This window comes from Paenibacillus wenxiniae (assembly GCF_039822605.1).
Lineage (GTDB): Bacteria > Bacillota > Bacilli > Paenibacillales > Paenibacillaceae > Saccharibacillus > Saccharibacillus wenxiniae.
This window is the reverse complement of sequence record NZ_JBCGUH010000003.1, coordinates 673,530-689,229: the sequence shown is the minus strand read 5'-3', so window position 1 is coordinate 689,229 and position 15,700 is coordinate 673,530. Positions and strand designations below refer to the sequence as shown.

The window sequence follows — 15,700 nt, the reverse complement described above, 5'->3', positions numbered from 1 at the left end:
TATTTTGCCGATTTTATTGTGCAAAACGTCTATAAAATCGTAAATTATACGTTATACTACTGGAGTAGCCCTTTTCGATATGGTTGAGGGCTACTCTGGCGTGTCTACAGGACGAAAGTGGACGTAGACAGACGGTTGGTTTGCGTGAACGCTATTGTTATAGAACACGATCAAATAAAATATGGATTTGGGTAGGTAATGAATATTCCGTTTCTGGTATACGATGAATGTTCGGTCTTTATGTTTATGGCGGGTGTGTGAATGATGTAGTCCATGCGATCTAGCTTGTAAAAGCATAGTAAATCAACTGTTAAAGTGGGATATATTATATTGGACTTGTTGCCGATACGTCGATGGGGTTGTGTAGGCGTGGTAGATGGATAGCATGTATCTGTCATCCATTCATCGACAACGATATATCGCAGTAATATGTAGGAAGTTAGCTGTTTATTTATTTTACTTGCAGTCGCGGTAAGCGTGACTTGAGCAATAGAGGAGGAATACCCATGAGCTATGTGGGTGGAGAATACGACGTTATCGTCATTGGTGCTGGTCATGCGGGTGCAGAAGCAGCGTTAGCTGCGGCACGTATGGGCTGTAGCACGCTGATGGTAACGATCAATCTGGACATGATCGCATTTATGCCATGTAACCCGTCAATCGGTGGTCCGGCAAAAGGTCATGTTGTGCGTGAGATTGATGCACTGGGCGGCGAGATGGGCCGTAATATCGATAAAACGTTTATTCAAATGCGTATGCTGAACACAGGTAAAGGACCTGCGGTGCATGCATTGCGCGCGCAAGCAGATAAGTTTATGTATCAACATGCGATGAAAGAAACGATGGAAAATGAACCGAATCTGACGTTGCGTCAAGGGATGGTTGATCATCTGATCGTGGAAGACGGCGTATGTACAGGCGTGATCACACAAACCGGTACGACTTATAAAGGGAAGTCGATCGTCTTGACGACCGGTACGTATTTGCGCGGTAAAATCATTATGGGTGAGCTGGCATATGAAAGCGGCCCGAACAATCAGCAACCATCCCTCAAGCTGTCCGAGCACCTGCGTGAGCTGGGCTTTGAGCTGGTACGTTTTAAAACCGGTACACCACCGCGTGTACACCGTGATACGATAGATTTTAGCAAAACTGAAATTCAGCCTGGCGATGACCAGCCGAAATTTTTCTCGTATGAAACGAAATCGTCCAGCAATGAGCAAATGCCATGCTGGTTAACGTATACTTCTGAAGAAACGCATCAGATTATTAACGATAATCTGCATCGTGCGCCGATGTTCTCCGGTATTATCGAAGGTACCGGCCCACGTTATTGCCCATCGATTGAAGATAAAGTCGTTCGTTTTAGCGACAAACCAAAGCACCAGATTTTCCTGGAGCCAGAAGGTAAAAATACATCGGAGTATTATGTACAGGGACTGTCTACCAGTCTGCCTGAAGATGTACAGCTGCGTGTACTACGCTCGATTCCAGGTATGGAAAATGTAACGATGATGCGTAACGGCTATGCAATCGAATACGATGCAATGGTGCCTACACAGCTCTGGCCAACACTGGAAACGAAGCGTGTACCCGGTCTGTTCACAGCGGGCCAAATCAATGGTACATCCGGTTATGAAGAAGCTGCTGGACAGGGTGTGATGGCAGGTATTAATGCGGCACGCCGTGCACAGGGCAAAGAAGGCATCGTGCTGGATCGTTCGCAGGGGTATATTGGCGTATTGATCGACGATCTGGTTACGAAAGGCACAAATGAGCCTTACCGCCTGCTCACTTCGCGTGCAGAATATCGTCTGCTGCTTCGTCATGACAATGCCGATCTGCGTTTGACGGAAATCGGTCATGATATCGGTCTGATCACCGAAGATCGTTATCATACATTCCTCGATAAAAAAGCAAAAGTGGAACGTGAAGTCGAGCGCCTAAGCAAAGTGAAAGTAAAACCGGTTGATGTGAATGGTATGCTGGAATCGCTGCAATCTGCACCGCTGCAAAATGGCACCGATTTGCTGACCGTTCTGCGTCGTCCTGAAGTATCGTATGCAGCTATCGAAAGTCTGTCTCCATCACCGGAAGAACTGACGGACGATATGAAAGAACAGGTCGAAATTCAAACCAAATACGCTGGTTATATCGAAAAACAGCTCGCCCATGTGGAGCGTCTGAAAAAGATGGAGAAAAAGAAGCTGCCGGAAGATATCGTCTACGAAGAAGTAAAAGGACTGGCGATCGAAGCACAGCAAAAGCTGGCGAAAATCCGTCCGTTGTCGATTGGACAGGCTTCCCGTATTTCTGGTGTCACACCAGCCGATATTTCGATTCTGCTCGTCTATCTGGAGCACTATAACCGCGTAACAGCATCCCGGGGGTAATGATGGATTCCATACAGCAACAATTTACCGATATGCTGGCAGACAAGGGCATCACTATAGATGAACGCCAGCTCCAGCAATTTGAAGCATACTACGAAGAATTGATCACATGGAATGAAAAAATGAATCTGACCGGCATTACAGAGCGAGATCAAGTGTACACCAAGCATTTCTATGACTCGCTCACGCTGGCCTTTTATACCGATATGAGTGCGGTATCGAGCCTTGCCGATATTGGCTCTGGTGCTGGTTTTCCAGGCATTCCGCTGAAAATTGTATTCCCACATCTCAAACTGCGCATTATCGATTCGCTAAATAAGCGTATCAAGTTTTTGCAAAGTGTAGTGGATCGTCTCGGTCTGGAAGATGTGGAACTCATTCACGGACGTGCGGAAGAGTGGGGACGTAAAGAAGGCTATCGCGATGCACATGATCTAGTCACAGCTAGAGCTGTCGCACGTTTGGCGGTTTTGAACGAATTCTGTCTGCCTTTCGTTAAGCCCGGTGGAACATTTGCCGCGATGAAAGGTAGTGATCTCACCGAAGAGATTAAGGAATCGCGTCGCAGCCTCGGTTTGCTGAAAGGTAAACTGGATCAAGTACATCATTTCCAATTACCGGTTGAGCAGTCTGACCGCCATATCGTTTTGATCGAAAAGGAAGCCGCTACACCTGCTAGATATCCACGTAAAGCAGGCACACCGCTGAAAGAACCGCTGATTTGATAGTTGGTGTGTAAGCTATGCAATGGTGTTGGAGTTTGTATCGCTCATTAATATGTCGTTTGGTAGATTGTTATGTACAGTTTGCTAAAATAGCATATGAACATTGTAGACCATGCTGGTTGATCCAATTGTTAATGATGATAATGCCATTAATAAAATAAGTATGAAAAGGTAGCCTCTTTATCCTTACGTTAGGATAGAGGGGCTTTTTTGTACTAAGGAAAAGAAATGTAGGGAGTGCGTAGATGAAGCTATTCACGATGTATAGATAGTATATAGTCCAAAATTCTAAATTGAGATTATGTAAAAAGACGGTTTGAAAAAGTTAATTGAAGTGCTATCTGCACCAGCTCCTATATTCACTCATACAAAATAAAAAGCTACATTTTGATTAAAAATCACTTGTAACCAAAGCTCAATTCAATGTTTCACGTGGAACATTAACTAACTTATCTGCATCCCATATTCACTGTACAAAAGCATATACAAATCGTTATACAACGCTATACACAATCATTCACATGAATACGTGAACACAATAGCTGCTATAACTGTTTAATTACGAAAAAAACTGTAAACCATGCTAAATTCTCAAAACAATTTCACCACCAAATTTCACAGAAATTTATTCAGTTATCGTAGGATTATGTATGGAAAAGTGATAAAATGGGGAGACGAAACATGCCCCAATACAGGGCATACAGGCAGCGAATATGCTTGCCGGTTATCGGTATTTTAAGTACGCCTGCCTTGTATGGACAGGTGCTGCTATCATAAGATTAGGTGGTCTCATACGGAATGAAAGAACAAATTTCCAAGTTGTTTGGCTTGTCCGAACGAGTAAATGGGGATGAAGTCAAACAAATCCCGGTTGCGAACATCACGACCAGTCCATATCAGCCCCGCACGATATTTGATGATGCGAAGATCGACGAGTTATGCCAGACGATCAAAACGCATGGCATTATTCAGCCGATTGTTGTGCGCGCACGTGATGGAAAATATGAGATTATCGCAGGTGAACGGCGCTGGAGAGCAGTAAGCAAGCTTGGTCTGCCCACGATCCCGGCGATTGTGCGTGAATTTAACGATTCTCAAGCTGCTTCGATTGCATTGATCGAGAACCTGCAACGTGAAGGATTAACGTCCATCGAGGAAGCGATCGCGTATCAGAAGCTACTGGATTTGCACTCGCTTACACAGGAAAGTCTGGCTCAACGTTTAGGCAAAAGCCAATCGACCATCGCTAACAAAATTCGTCTGCTTCAGCTTCCAGAGGATATTAAGCAAGCGCTGATGGCTCGTCAATTGACCGAGCGTCATGCACGTGCGTTGTTATCACTCGATAGTGAAGAGTTACAGCTACGAATTATGAAGGAAGTTATTGAAAAAGAACTAAATGTGAAGCAAACGGAAGCGCGCGTTGCTTTTTACAAAGAAAAAAGTCAGACGAAGAAAAAATCCAAGCGTGTATCATACAGTAAGGATGTTCGTCTGGCACTAAATACGATTCGTCAGTCAATCGATATGGTATCTGGCTCTGGTCTTGCGATCGATACATCAGAGCAGGATCATGATGATCATTACGAGATCGTAATTAAAATACCAAAGCGCTGACAGAGGGGCGGCATGATGCCGCTTTTTCTGTCTTCACAAACCGCACATCAAGTGACTTTCTAACATTGGGGTGAAGTAGTTGTCCAAAGTGATTGCTATAGCGAATCAAAAGGGTGGGGTCGGTAAAACGACAACCTCTGTAAATCTGGGCGCTTGTCTGGCTACGCTGGGCAAACGTGTGTTGTTGATTGATATCGACCCGCAGGGCAATACGACCAGCGGTGTTGGCATCAATAAAGCGGATGTGGAAAATTGTATTTACGATGTTATTATTAATGATATAGCACCAGCAGATGCGGTACAGTCGACAGCGATTGAGGGCCTTGATATTATTCCAGCAACGATTCAGCTCGCTGGAGCAGAGGTAGAGCTGGTGCCGGCGATCTCGCGCGAGTTGCGTTTAAAAAATGCGATTGAGCAGGTCAAGCAGGGCTATGATTACATACTGATTGATTGCCCGCCTTCGCTTGGCATTTTGACCATTAATTCGTTAACGGCTGCCAATTCGGTCATTATTCCGATCCAGTGTGAGTATTATGCGCTGGAAGGGCTGAGTCAGCTGCTGAATACGGTTCGTTTGGTGCAAAAGCATCTGAATACAAATTTGCAAATTGAAGGTGTCCTGCTCACGATGTTGGATGCGCGTACAAATCTCGGTTTGCAAGTGATCGAAGAAGTGAAAAAGTATTTTCAGGACAAAGTCTATCGGACGATTATTCCACGCAATGTGCGACTGGGCGAAGCGCCTTCCCACGGCAAAGCGATTATTACGTATGATCCGCGTTCGAAGGGCGCAGAGGTGTATTTAGAGCTGGCAAAGGAAGTGGTATCGTATGAGTAAACGTCTCGGTAAGGGACTGGATGCGCTGATTCCTTCCCTGTCTGTAAGCGAGGATGATAAAGTGATCGAAATTCCAATTAAAGAGCTGCGTCCGAATCCGTACCAGCCACGTAAAACATTTGATGATGAAGGCATGCAGGAACTGGCCGATTCGATCGCTCAACATGGTGTCATTCAGCCGATTATCGTCCGCAAAGTTCTAAAAGGTTATGAAATTATCGCTGGTGAGCGTCGCTTCCGCGCCTCACAAACGGCTGGTAAAACAACAATTCCGGCTGTAGTGCGTACATTTAGCGATCAGCAGGTGATGGAAATTGCGCTGATCGAAAATTTGCAGCGTGAAAACTTGAATGCGATGGAACTGGCGACCGCCTATCAGGGGTTGATGGATGAATTTAAGCTAACACAGGAAGATTTATCTGTACGTGTGGGTAAATCTCGTTCGCATATTGCCAACTTCTTACGACTGCTTTCACTGCCGGAAGAAATCAAAGAATATGTTTCACGTGGAACATTATCGATGGGTCATGCACGCGCACTTGCTAGCATTAAAAAAGAAGAACTTTTGCTTGCCATTGCTCATAAAGCGATTGAAGGCGAGTGGAGCGTACGCCAGCTGGAAGAAGCAGTGCAAAATTTGGAAAACAAGCGTAAAGGCAATGAAGCAGAAGGGGATAAGAAAGCTGATCCTTATCTGGCTGATCTGGAACACTCCTTACGCGATCGTTTCCAGACGACTGTAAAGATTCGTAATAGCAGCAAGGATAAAGGGAAGATCGAGCTGAGTTATCATAATCGGCAAGAGCTGGAACGACTGTTGCAGCTGTTCAACAAGCTGTAATGATAGCTTGATTGTACGGTTCGTAATGAGCGTAAACCGGTTCGATTCGTATCGGTGGTGCAAGGATCATTTGGATTGGTTCGGTGCTCACGATGGATATAACGAAATGGATATAAACAGATTTGATCCTAGCTTGATTATTTGATTCAATGAATTTGAGTGATCTCATGCTGATCTCAACGGCTGCGATATGTATGTGCGATATGTATTGTTGAATCTTCGTGTTTCATTGTGTTCATATAACCAGTGCTATATATAAAAGTAACAACATCATAAGAGAGCAACATCACTACAAGGCTGATCAGGCGCCCGTCTTTATCACGTCGGGCGTCTTTTTTATGAATAAATAAGGAACGTTGTAAAATGGGGTAGATTAGAATGAGAATTAGGGTAGATTGGGATGAAATAGAATAAATTCATGCATATACAGATCTATGCACAAATGAATCTACGTATGTATGAATTTATGCACACACCAATCTATGGATAGATGAAGCTATATGTCCATCAAGCTATGTCTCTATGAAACTAGTCATCTATGAAACTAGTCATCACAGGCTGCCCTACTCCGATGTCTTTTTTGCAAATTGTAATGTAGCCAACTATGATCAATAAATTCAATCTAGCAGCCAAACTGTAATATCAAAAAAAGCTTCTACGTATGAACAACAATACAGCTGCCTATGGAAAATTGGGATCGATGGATAGCTGGTGGAGGGTACACATTGAACGTTCAGAAATCGGTCACGGGTACATCTGAGGATATTGTTTATTTGGATCATGCTGCTACATCCTGGCCTAAGCCACCTGCTGTACTGGAAGCTGTTCATTATGCGCTGGCGCATGAATCGGCTAATCCGGGGAGAGGTAGTCACCGCATGGCAGTGCAGGCGAGTCGTACATTGCTCAAAGCAAGGCAGCAGCTTGCTCGTTTACTGGATGTGCGTAATCCGGTAGATATCGCTTTTACGGCGAATACGACTGTAGCGCTCAATATGGCGATTTTCGGTTATGTACGTGCTGGTGATCACGTGGTGGCTACGATGACCGAGCATAATTCGGTCTGGAGACCGCTGGAGGCGCTGAAACGCTCTATGGGCGTGGAAGTGACCTATGTTCCGGTGAATGCAAAGGGACAGCTGGAGCTGCATGAGGTCGAGCAAGCATTTACCGCTCGGACCCGTTTATTAATCTGCAATCATAGTTCGAATCTGCTCGGTAGCATTTTGCCTGTTGCAGAACTGGCGCAGCTTGCTCATCGACATGGTGCTCGTATTCTCCTTGATATTGCGCAAAGTGCCGGGCATATTCCGGTCAAGCTACAGGAGTGGGAGATCGATATGGCGGCATTTCCAGGGCATAAAGGATTGCTTGGCCCGCAGGGAACAGGTGGATTGTACATAGCTCCTGATCTCGATCTGACTCCCTGGCTATATGGGGGGACGGGCAGCCAATCAGAAGAAGCGAATCAGCCATCTGTGCGCCCGGATCGCTATGAGCCAGGGACGCCTAATACGCCTGGAATCGCAGGACTGGCAGCAGGTGTACAGTATGTGCTCCAGCAAGGGATCGAAGCCATTGCTGCCCATGAACAGCAGCTGGTGATACGTCTGATAAATGGTTTATCTGATATCAATGGATTGCGGATATTAGGGCCAGCAGCTGGAGAGCCGCGCACAGGTATCGTTTCGTTTGTGATGGAGCAGCAGGACCCGGCGCAAATTGCTTTTATACTGGATCGGCAGTATGGCATTGCTGTACGTGCAGGCATGCACTGTACGCCACTTGCACATCGGATTGCGGGAACGCTAGCGACCGGCGCAGTACGCACAAGTGTCGGTTATGGCACTACCGAGCAGCATATCGATCATCTGCTAGAGGCTGTACAATTTATTCAGCGTACAGCGAATGTGTGAGTTTAGGCTACGTTGAAATGTAATTGAATGATGTGCTGTAATGATGGAGTATGCTCCAGACGATGTACATTCCATAAAACAAATTACAAATTTGTAACGGTAATGGAACAAAGCCGTTCATCCAAGTATAATTCTATAGGATTCATAATGGACATGAAGCCGAAACGAATAGTAAAGATGAACGAAATGATTATGATGGATGGCGGACAGACAGAGTACAGGAGCTATGCGGATGCAATATAGGCATAGCATCCCGGTAAGGCAAAGAAACAAGAGGAGAGCGGACAACGATGGCGGAATTGAACAGTCTGGTTGCGGAGCAACTATTTTTGATTTTGGGTGTAATCGCATTTCTGATCCTACTGCTACTGATTATTGTAATCGTGCAGGGCGCCAAGCTTCGTAAAATGCGTAAACGCTACGAGCTAATGATGGCCGGCAGTGGAGTAGACGATCTGGAATCTCTGTTGCTTGATCTGAAGCTGCAAATGGATTCACTGGAAGATGGAGAAAAGCAGAAAACAGCACGCTTTGCCGCGATTGAAGCGAAGCTGCGTACCGTACAGGCGTATACAGGTATTAAGCGTTACAATGCGTTCTCCGAGCATGGTAGTGACCTTAGTTTCTCCGTTGCGTTGTTGAATGACAATATGGATGGACTTGTATTAACCGGTCTACACAATCGGGATAGCTCTTATGTATATGCAAAGCCGATTGCAGCAGGTCAATCCACGTATAATCTGTCTCCAGAAGAGCAGGAAGCGATTAACCTGGCACGCTCCTCAGCCAAAAACTGATTAAACAAACAAGCTTGGAACATAGTCGTAAATACAGATCCTCATTATGAACCGTCAAAGTCATGCTACAGCAAGAGTAGCACTGTATTTGACGGTTTTTCATATGGGGATCGTGCTAGCTTTATGGAGATAAGATTGAACATTGAAGCTAATTTTGCGTACAATAGGGATATTATGTTGAGCTACATCCTGTCATACCGGCTCATAGTTTGCCTATTTGCATAGATCGTCATAGGATGCATAAGAGGATACAAATATAGCTTGAACGTGACAGTTGATGCCAGGAGGGGTAAAGGTAAAGATGGATTGTAATCTGGTGATGGCTTTTGACTCGACTCAGCAGGCGCTACGTGCAGAAATGCTGCTGGAATATGCAGACATTGAAAATGATATGTTCCCCACACCAAAGCAGATTACAGCAGGCTGCGCCCTATGCCTACAGTTTCCTGATCATGCACTGGAGCAGGTGCAGCATATTGTCGTGCAGGAGCAGGTTGAGATTAGAGGGATATTTCGTCAGCAAGGCGAGACGTATATTGCCATCGAGTCATACGAATAACGAGTCAGCATGACAAACAGCAAGGAGGATAACGTATGAAATTGTACGACACAGCGAATCAGTGGACAACGAGTTTGCTGAGTAGCGGAATTGCCAGCGATGCAACAGGAGAGATTAATCGATTTACAGATAGTTTATGGTCATGGATAACAGATGTACCGATGTGGACGCATGTCGCTTTTTCATTAATTCGCATCATTATTATTTTTATACTGACACGAATTGCGATTAAGTTGATCAATAAGGTCATTGAGCGCTCGTTATCAGGACGAGATAAGAGTCGACTTGCTACGAATCCACGCCGCTTTATAACGATCGGTGAGCTTTGTAAAAATGTCGTTTCAAGTGTGTTTAACTTTATTATGATCATGCTTGTATTAAATGAGTTTGGTTTTAATCTGGGACCGTTGCTGGCAGGTGCCGGTGTAGCCGGACTGGCTATCAGTTTTGGTGCACAAAGTATCGTAAAAGATATTATTACCGGCTTTTTCATTATTTTTGAAGATCAATTCGCGGTGGGCGATGTGATTCAAACCGGTACATATAAAGGCACGGTACAAATGGTAGGCTTACGCACGACCAGACTGGTCAGCTGGAATGGTGAGGTCAATATCATTCCGAACGGATCGATTATTAGCGTGACGAACTTCTCGCTCTCCAATTCGCTCGCTGTAGTGGACATTCCGATGAGTATGGAGCGTTCACTCGATGATGCAAGAGATCTAGTGATGCGTGCGACCGAAAATATGAAAACCGATAAGCTTGAAGTGCTCGATGTACCTGAGGTGCTTGGTATTCAAACGCTGACGACAGGGGAATATTCGCTGCGTATTATTGCGAAGTGTCAACCGAATTCTCGCTCAGATGTAGAACGCGCTATTCATACCGCAGTGAAGCAAGAGCTGGATCGGGAGAAGGAGCGGCAGCGCAAAGATGAGGAGCAAAAGGCGATCGAAGAAGCAGAGCGAGCAGCCGCACAGCAAGCAGCGGCTGGAGAGCAGCTACGGACGGAAGCCAATGAGGCGCGTGATCCGAATATTTCAAATGATTGAGCAGTAGTGAACGTATGGTCGTGAGGTATAGCTTGTAGGGATACTGATGGAATAAACGACTGACGAGCATAAATGATCGCGATGGAAAGGTAGTAGAAGAGTACAGAAGTTCTCTATCCGCTCCTCTACACGATTGAAAATAATATGGAAAATACGAGCCGAATTGAATGTAAAATGGTTTACGTATGTTAAAATAGTTCATCTATTTGTATTACAAAATAAGAGACATTGAATATCGAATACTGCATATGAAGTCAAACCAAACGGCCTGTGACGAAACAGTTGCAGGTCGTTTTGCTGCGTATAATTTTATCCACAGTAACCTAAAACACACAAAATCTGCTAAAATGGTTGTGGATAAGAGCATGATGAGGTGCATCTCATTCATTCACATAGTTATCCACAGGCTGGTAACGATAATATAATGAGGCATAGATCATGCAGATGAGCGGAAGGAGTGAACCGAATGGAGCGTAAGCAGTTTGAGCTGGGAGATATCGTACAGATGAAAAAACCGCATCCGTGCGGCAGCAATGAGATGGAGATTATACGGATGGGAATGGATATCCGCATCAAGTGCGTAGGCTGTAAACACAGTGTACTCGTGCCACGAGCGAAGTTTGAGAAAAATATGAAAAAGGTACTTCGTTCTGCCCATGATGCCAGCGCATCAGCACCGACACCAGAATGACGAAGCTCGAACGAGCATACCCATTACGAGCGAAAGACGATTTTAACAGAATCGCGGATTGATCGTAGCAGTTTGCCAACGGGTCAAAGCGAAAAAAGTCATGAACAGTTTATCCACAGCTTCAATGATAGCGCTTTTCTATGAATATAAAGTCAATAATGACGGAAAACGCGTACAAAAAGAGGTTATCCACTGTGGATAACCTCTTTTTAATAGGTATAGCTGCGAACTTCAGTCCTTTTGAAACAGGAAAAATAGATCGAATGCAACGGGTCAAAAGAAGCGAGTGTTAAAGTGGCTTTTAATAGGATTTTAATTGATCTGGGCTGAGCAGTTATACGCAATGATCGATATGAAAGTATAGTTGACGGATAGGATCATTACATAGTCGTTCCGTTTTATCCTATCGTTGTTGTATATGGACATGGGATCGCCTAACATCTATTGATCTGCTTGAACATCCGTCGTATGTACCGACCGTATGATCATGCATAAAACAGAATACAGGCAAATTGAGAATTTATCCAAATTAACATCAATCAGCTAAATCCGTCAACCATCCGTCGTTGCCAAAAGACAACATCCCCAAATGGTAATAACGTTTTTGCGTTTAGAAAAAAACTTACTCATTAATCACTATTAAATCTCTAAACCTTCGAAGCTTTCGAAGCCTTAAACCGAAGCTTAAACCTAAACCTAAACCTAAATTTGAACTTAAACCTCCTGCAAAATACCTTTAATCAAATCGACAAAGGTTGTTCTTACTTTAGCAGCAACTTCAATCACTTCATCATGACTGAGTGGCTGATCGAGAATACCACAGGCCATATTAGTCAAACAGGAAATGCCCAGCACTTTGATGCCGCCGTGTACAGCTACAATCGCTTCCGGTACGGTAGACATACCAACGGCGTCTGCACCGAGTGTGCGAATCATACGAATTTCGGCAGGCGTTTCATAAGCAGGACCTGTCCACCATGCGTACACACCTTGTTGTAGCGAGGTGCCTTGCTTGGCGGCAACACGTAGGGCGATTTCGCGCATTTCAGGATGATAGGTTTGGGACAGATCCGGGAAACGTGTGCCCAGCTCTGGATTGTTCGGTCCGATCAACGGATTGTTCATCACCAGATTAATATGATCGGTAATGAGCATCAGCTCGCCTGGCGCAAAGCTTGTGTTCACAGCGCCACAAGCGTTTGTCACGATCAGCTTGTCTATGCCAAGTGCTTTCATAATGCGGACAGGGAATGTGACTTCACTCAACGTAAAACCTTCATAGTAGTGCAGGCGACCTTTCATCGCTACGACCGTTTGCCCCATCAATTGACCGATGACTAGCTCGTTTGCATGACCAACAGCAGCCGATGTAGCAAAATGAGGAATTTCCGAATAAGGGATAACGGTAGCTTGCTCAATCTCGTCCGCAAGTCCGCCAAGACCTGAACCGAGAATAAGACCAATCGCCGGCGTAATCGCGCCTGTACGACTCAAAATATAGTCTTTTGCTTCCTGAATATGTTGTGATTGATGCATAGTGAACATTCCCCCTGATTGAATTGAAGTGAATACCTGTACCGGTATCTTCGGGCCGTATGCGATGATGTCTCTTCAGTGTAAAAGATGCCGGATAGCGTGTAAATAAAGGTTATCGTAGTATAGTCCACCAAACGTCATCTACAAAATGGTAATGTGTCTATTGCCAATCGGGAAAGGATGAAGTATAATCAATTTTGTTGTAAATTGATCGCTTCGTTTGACGATGTTCAACAGCGATATGGTTATGGAGAGGTACCCAAGCGGTTATAAGGGGACTGACTCGAAATCAGTTAGGCGTCTTAGGGCGTGCGAGGGTTCGAATCCCTCTCTCTCCGCCATCCCATTATTGATTTGTTACATATATGATTCGTGACTAAGCTCTGTTGCAGTTTCTGCGGCAGAGCTTTTTTATGTAAAAAAATAACCAATAACTTTGTCTAAAGTTATTGGTTATTTTTTAATATGATTCTAAATTCAGCTGAATCTACAATAATTTTAAGTTAATTATATAAGTTTTTATTTTTTCTCCCGAATGACTATCTCAAGATCAAGTGCATTAAGAATCTTAAGCAAAGTTTCAATATTATAATTTTCTCCATTGGTTACTCTTACAATCTGAGGATGCTTCATCCCAATAATATTTCCTAGTTTTCTAACAGTAAGTCCTTTTTTATTTATTTCTTTTTTAATTGAATCAATAATTTCTAATTTTGGCTGAGATATTGAATAATAGTCATCGGGGATGCTCAGGTCTCTAAGATCAAAGACAACAGTATCCCGATTATTTTTCATTTATTTAAGACTCCTTTTTAATTGAATTTATCTAGCTTCTTAATAACATAGACACTCAAGTATAAACTTTGTGAATTAAATAGATTTTTACACATTGTTGTTTTGAAATTGAATTATTCCTCCTCGATTAAAAGTTTTTGAAAATGATTTTGCTTTGTAACATTCTTAATCTGTAAATTAGAAAATATTATTAGGAATATCTTTGTAAGAGAAGGCTACCAGCCTTCTCTTACGCAAATACGTTTTGCAGCATCAAAATCTCTTTCTTGAATTTTCTCGTCTTTCTTGAGAAAAAAATGAAGCATTGCATACTCACCGTGGCCGATGTGCTTAAATAGAACTCTCCATTCAGTCTTGGAAGGACCTTTAATCTTTAGCTCCCAAATTTTAGAACGTTTAGTATTTTCTATTTTGTTGCCTAGAAAATCTTTATCCGTTCCATGCATATTAAGTAATCCGAAGCCTTCCAGCATTTTGAGTTGTACTTTTTTTGGAACATCGCTATTGCCTTGTATGAGCTGAAATGCTTCTTGAGAGAACAAAAGATTCTGAAACTGCTGGATACGATAATTGCTCATCTTTCCAGCTCCTAAAATAATTTTCTTTTACAAAATATTTGATTAATATAAACTTATGGTAACATTTATGTTACCATAAAGCAAGTAATCTAAATTTGTCTTTAATTATTAAACAAATTGTTGTATATGGTCTCTATATATGATATGATATTACAGTTCGAGTTTGTGCTCGTTCCTTGCTCCTGGCATGGATCAGGGGCCTTAGTCCAAGAGGAGGTGAAAACTATGCGCAACTATGAAGTAATGTACATTCTGCGTCCAGAACTGGAACAGGAGGCTGTTGAAGCGTTGACTGAACGTTTCAAAGGCATCATTACAGCTGATGGCGAAGTAACTGCCCATGATGTTCAAGGCAAGCGCCGTCTTGCGTATGAGATCAACAAAATTCGTGATGGTATCTTTGTTCTGGTTAACTTTACAGCAACTCCTGCTGTAGTAGCTGAACTTGAGCGTATCATGAAGATCTCTGATGACGTTATTCGTTATCTGATTACTGTAGACGTAACGAAGTAAGTTCTAAGTATTGAATTGTAAACTCGTTTGAGGAGGGGATTGGATTGTTAAACCGTGTCATTTTGATCGGACGGTTGACCAAAGACCCGGAACTTCGCTATACACCTGCAGGTGTGGCTGTGACGCAGTTTACGCTGGCAGTGGATCGTCCTTTTACGAGCCAGGGTGGAGAGCGCGAAGCGGACTTTATTCCGGTCGTAACATGGAGACAACTGGCAGAAACCTGCGCCAACTACTTGCGCAAAGGCCGCTTAACGGCGGTTGAAGGTCGCATTCAAGTGCGTAACTACGAGAATAACGAAGGTAAACGTGTATACGTGACTGAAGTTATTGCCGATAATGTACGTTTCCTTGAATCGAATCGCGAGGGTGGTAACAGCAATAGTGGAGGCTATCGTGAGGAAGCACCTTACGGCGGCGGTAATGGCGGCAACAACAGCAGCAATAACCGCAGCAGCAATGGAAACAGCTCTTCTCGCGACAATCACGATCCATTTTCCGATGACGGTAAACCGATAGATATTTCCGATGATGATTTACCATTTTAATGTAAGAAAGGGATGAATCAGATGAGCTTTAATAGACGTGAAAGCGGAGATGGCGAAGGCAGACGTCCAGGTGGACGCCGCGGTCGCAACAAACGCCGTAAAGTATGTTACTTCACTGTAAACAAAATCACTCACATCGACTATAAAGATACGGACCTGCTTCGTAAATTTATTAGCGAGCGTGGCAAAATCTTGCCGCGTCGTGTGACTGGTACAAGTGCAAAATATCAGCGTATGCTGACTACTGCGATTAAACGTTCCCGTCAAATCGCATTGCTGCCATACACTACTGAATAGG

The 15,700-nt window shown here is 43.8% G+C and carries 16 protein-coding genes and 1 tRNA gene; 14 read left to right on the top strand and 3 right to left on the bottom strand.

Annotated elements, in window-relative coordinates; genetic code table 11:
• The first annotated feature begins 506 nt into the window (after nucleotides 1–506).
• From mnmG to AAHF22_RS08790, 10 genes are all read left to right on the top strand, one after another.
• Complete coding sequence (gene mnmG, locus AAHF22_RS08835) at nucleotides 507–2,393, top strand: tRNA uridine-5-carboxymethylaminomethyl(34) synthesis enzyme MnmG (protein ID WP_347324627.1); 1,887 nt, start codon at nucleotides 507–509, stop codon at nucleotides 2,391–2,393.
• A gap of 2 nt (nucleotides 2,394–2,395) precedes the next feature.
• Entirely contained in the window at nucleotides 2,396–3,118 is a 723-nt protein-coding gene (rsmG, locus tag AAHF22_RS08830) for a 16S rRNA (guanine(527)-N(7))-methyltransferase RsmG (protein WP_347324626.1), read from the top strand.
• 798 nt (nucleotides 3,119–3,916) lie between these two features.
• Nucleotides 3,917–4,735 (top strand): nucleoid occlusion protein, encoded by an 819-nt coding sequence (noc, locus tag AAHF22_RS08825; protein ID WP_347324624.1) that lies wholly within the window; start codon nucleotides 3,917–3,919, stop codon nucleotides 4,733–4,735.
• Nucleotides 4,736–4,814: 79 nt separating this feature from the next.
• The gene (locus tag AAHF22_RS08820; protein WP_347324623.1) at nucleotides 4,815–5,576 is read left to right on the top strand and encodes a ParA family protein; all 762 of its coding nucleotides are present in this window, start codon (nucleotides 4,815–4,817) and stop codon (nucleotides 5,574–5,576) included.
• On the top strand, nucleotides 5,569–6,417 hold the full coding sequence (locus tag AAHF22_RS08815; protein ID WP_347324622.1) for a ParB/RepB/Spo0J family partition protein: 849 nt from the start codon (nucleotides 5,569–5,571) through the stop codon (nucleotides 6,415–6,417). Before AAHF22_RS08820 ends, AAHF22_RS08815 begins: the two co-directional genes overlap by 8 nt.
• A 725-nt stretch (nucleotides 6,418–7,142) precedes the next feature.
• Nucleotides 7,143–8,333, top strand: coding sequence for an aminotransferase class V-fold PLP-dependent enzyme (locus tag AAHF22_RS08810; protein WP_347324621.1), 1,191 nt, complete (start codon nucleotides 7,143–7,145; stop codon nucleotides 8,331–8,333).
• Between the two features lie 290 nt (nucleotides 8,334–8,623).
• A complete protein-coding gene (locus AAHF22_RS08805; protein WP_347324620.1) occupies nucleotides 8,624–9,130 on the top strand; it encodes a DUF4446 family protein in 507 nt (168 codons plus the stop codon).
• A 301-nt stretch (nucleotides 9,131–9,431) separates the two neighbouring features.
• Entirely contained in the window at nucleotides 9,432–9,689 is a 258-nt protein-coding gene (locus AAHF22_RS08800) for a putative Se/S carrier protein (RefSeq protein ID WP_347324619.1), read from the top strand.
• 35 nt (nucleotides 9,690–9,724) lie between these two features.
• Nucleotides 9,725–10,741 carry a mechanosensitive ion channel family protein gene (locus tag AAHF22_RS08795; RefSeq protein WP_347324618.1) on the top strand — a complete coding sequence of 339 codons (1,017 nt, stop codon included), beginning with the start codon at nucleotides 9,725–9,727 and terminating at the stop codon, nucleotides 10,739–10,741.
• A 466-nt stretch (nucleotides 10,742–11,207) separates the two neighbouring features.
• Nucleotides 11,208–11,432: a DUF951 domain-containing protein gene (locus tag AAHF22_RS08790; protein WP_347324617.1), complete on the top strand. Its 225-nt coding sequence runs from the start codon at nucleotides 11,208–11,210 to the stop codon at nucleotides 11,430–11,432.
• Between the two features lie 714 nt (nucleotides 11,433–12,146).
• On the opposite strand, the gene AAHF22_RS08785 is transcribed toward AAHF22_RS08790, so the two are convergent.
• A complete protein-coding gene (locus AAHF22_RS08785; RefSeq protein ID WP_347324616.1) occupies nucleotides 12,147–12,968 on the bottom strand; it encodes a purine-nucleoside phosphorylase in 822 nt (273 codons plus the stop codon).
• A gap of 249 nt (nucleotides 12,969–13,217) precedes the next feature.
• On the opposite strand from AAHF22_RS08785, the gene AAHF22_RS08780 reads away from it, so the two are divergent.
• Nucleotides 13,218–13,309 (top strand) — tRNA-Ser (locus tag AAHF22_RS08780).
• Between the two features lie 178 nt (nucleotides 13,310–13,487).
• On the opposite strand, the gene AAHF22_RS08775 is transcribed toward AAHF22_RS08780, so the two are convergent.
• Together AAHF22_RS08775 and AAHF22_RS08770 are read right to left on the bottom strand one after the other, a co-directional pair.
• The gene (locus tag AAHF22_RS08775; protein WP_347324615.1) at nucleotides 13,488–13,763 is read right to left on the bottom strand and encodes a helix-turn-helix domain-containing protein; all 276 of its coding nucleotides are present in this window, start codon (nucleotides 13,761–13,763) and stop codon (nucleotides 13,488–13,490) included.
• Nucleotides 13,764–13,978: 215 nt separating this feature from the next.
• Complete coding sequence (locus AAHF22_RS08770) at nucleotides 13,979–14,341, bottom strand: type II toxin-antitoxin system RelE/ParE family toxin (RefSeq protein WP_347324614.1); 363 nt, start codon at nucleotides 14,339–14,341, stop codon at nucleotides 13,979–13,981.
• A 225-nt stretch (nucleotides 14,342–14,566) separates the two neighbouring features.
• Between AAHF22_RS08770 and rpsF the strand changes: the two genes are divergently transcribed.
• Genes rpsF through rpsR form a run of 3 tightly spaced genes read left to right on the top strand, consistent with a single transcriptional unit; the run spans nucleotide 14,567 to nucleotide 15,699 of the window.
• Complete coding sequence (rpsF, locus tag AAHF22_RS08765) at nucleotides 14,567–14,854, top strand: 30S ribosomal protein S6 (protein WP_320543182.1); 288 nt, start codon at nucleotides 14,567–14,569, stop codon at nucleotides 14,852–14,854.
• Nucleotides 14,855–14,898: 44 nt separating this feature from the next.
• Nucleotides 14,899–15,402: a single-stranded DNA-binding protein gene (gene ssb, locus AAHF22_RS08760; protein WP_347324613.1), complete on the top strand. Its 504-nt coding sequence runs from the start codon at nucleotides 14,899–14,901 to the stop codon at nucleotides 15,400–15,402.
• 21 nt (nucleotides 15,403–15,423) lie between these two features.
• Entirely contained in the window at nucleotides 15,424–15,699 is a 276-nt protein-coding gene (gene rpsR, locus AAHF22_RS08755; RefSeq protein WP_188778322.1) for a 30S ribosomal protein S18, read from the top strand.
• The last annotated feature ends 1 nt before the right edge of the window (nucleotide 15,700 follow it).

Bases quoted from the DNA above. Each gene is read 5' to 3' on its own strand.
- mnmG (WP_347324627.1), top strand. From the start codon at position 507: ATGAGCTATGTGGGTGGAGAATACGACGTTATCGTCATTGGTGCTGGT.
- rsmG (WP_347324626.1), top strand. From the start codon at position 2,396: ATGGATTCCATACAGCAACAATTTACCGATATGCTGGCAGACAAGGGC.
- noc (WP_347324624.1), top strand. From the start codon at position 3,917: ATGAAAGAACAAATTTCCAAGTTGTTTGGCTTGTCCGAACGAGTAAAT.
- AAHF22_RS08815 (WP_347324622.1), top strand. From the start codon at position 5,569: ATGAGTAAACGTCTCGGTAAGGGACTGGATGCGCTGATTCCTTCCCTG.
- AAHF22_RS08805 (WP_347324620.1), top strand. From the start codon at position 8,624: ATGGCGGAATTGAACAGTCTGGTTGCGGAGCAACTATTTTTGATTTTG.
- AAHF22_RS08800 (WP_347324619.1), top strand. From the start codon at position 9,432: ATGGATTGTAATCTGGTGATGGCTTTTGACTCGACTCAGCAGGCGCTA.
- AAHF22_RS08795 (WP_347324618.1), top strand. From the start codon at position 9,725: ATGAAATTGTACGACACAGCGAATCAGTGGACAACGAGTTTGCTGAGT.
- AAHF22_RS08790 (WP_347324617.1), top strand. From the start codon at position 11,208: ATGGAGCGTAAGCAGTTTGAGCTGGGAGATATCGTACAGATGAAAAAA.
- AAHF22_RS08785 (WP_347324616.1), bottom strand. From the start codon at position 12,968: ATGCATCAATCACAACATATTCAGGAAGCAAAAGACTATATTTTGAGT.
- AAHF22_RS08775 (WP_347324615.1), bottom strand. From the start codon at position 13,763: ATGAAAAATAATCGGGATACTGTTGTCTTTGATCTTAGAGACCTGAGC.
- AAHF22_RS08770 (WP_347324614.1), bottom strand. From the start codon at position 14,341: ATGAGCAATTATCGTATCCAGCAGTTTCAGAATCTTTTGTTCTCTCAA.
- rpsF (WP_320543182.1), top strand. From the start codon at position 14,567: ATGCGCAACTATGAAGTAATGTACATTCTGCGTCCAGAACTGGAACAG.
- rpsR (WP_188778322.1), top strand. From the start codon at position 15,424: ATGAGCTTTAATAGACGTGAAAGCGGAGATGGCGAAGGCAGACGTCCA.